Below are 1,036 nucleotides of genomic sequence, written 5' to 3' on the forward strand. Positions count from 1 at the left end.
GCCGGCCCGACCCACATCGGCGACCAACTCCTTGTAATCGATCGTGACCAACACCTGGGGCCTCAAACCGCCGGCAGCCGGCAGCTCATTGGTGGACAAAGCGATCCGGCACGCCCCGACCAGGCCATCGAGTAACTGCTGAGCCCACGTCGACCGATCAAAATCACCACCCGAATCGGCGACTGGCACCTCAATCACCGAATTCGCCTGGCCAGGCGAAGCCCCCCAGGCAGTGGACGTGACCGGGGTAGTGGATGTGGTCTGGGTAGTGGATGTGTTCTGGGCGGTCACCACGGCGGGCTGGTGGGCGTCTCCGAGGTTTTCGGCTTCGGATGCTGAGAGTCCGGCCCGGGCCCGTGGATTGGTGGCCGAGTACATTACCGTCACCAAATCCTCGAACTGCTCATCGGTGGCAAGAATCTCGATAAACCGCAGCCCATGGCGCTTGCCTCGCAGGAAAACTCCCTGCCGGGCCCGAAGGGCTTCCTCGGATGGCTCCTGACCATCAGGATCCAGTGTGTCCTCCCACCGCCTGATCACCGCCCGGAGCACATCCACATCCGACTCCGCCGCCTGACGGGTCAGATTCGCTTCCATCGTCTCCACCTGCTCAGCCGACGCCACAGGTCGCACCCGATCCAGGGCCGCACTGATCAACGTGGCCGCCAGGCTACTTACCGCTGATCGGGCGACCGCCGCCCCCAGATGCCCTAACCTGGGTGCGACCGGCTGACCATTGAGTTGCACCGACGGTAACACCTGAGCCGATCAGCGGATCCTCCGCTTCGCCTCACTCTTACTGACCCGCAACGTATTCCGCAGATACTCAGCATTATCCCGACACCCCGTCCGATTCAAAGCCCCACCCACCGGCCCGCCGTTCACCAATCCACCATTCACCAATCCACCATTCACCGGATCCCCGCCCGCCGGATCCCTGTCAGCGGTTTCGCTGTTAGTACCGGCAAGGTTCAACCGCTGATCGGACTCACCGACCACCGCCACATTCTGATACTCCACCGCATGCGCGGCGATC

At 63.0% G+C, this 1,036-nt stretch carries 2 protein-coding genes; both read right to left on the minus strand.

From position 1 onward, the window contains the following. Positions 1-759: DUF222 domain-containing protein (locus ACX80G_RS17115; RefSeq protein ID WP_459309221.1), on the minus strand; the 759-nt coding region annotated here is incomplete at its 3' end. Positions 760-768: 9 nt separating this feature from the next. Beyond that, a partial coding sequence (locus tag ACX80G_RS17120) for a hypothetical protein (RefSeq protein WP_459309222.1) occupies positions 769-1,036 on the minus strand: 268 nt, incomplete at its 5' end.

Source organism: Arthrobacter glycogeni (assembly GCF_054510815.1).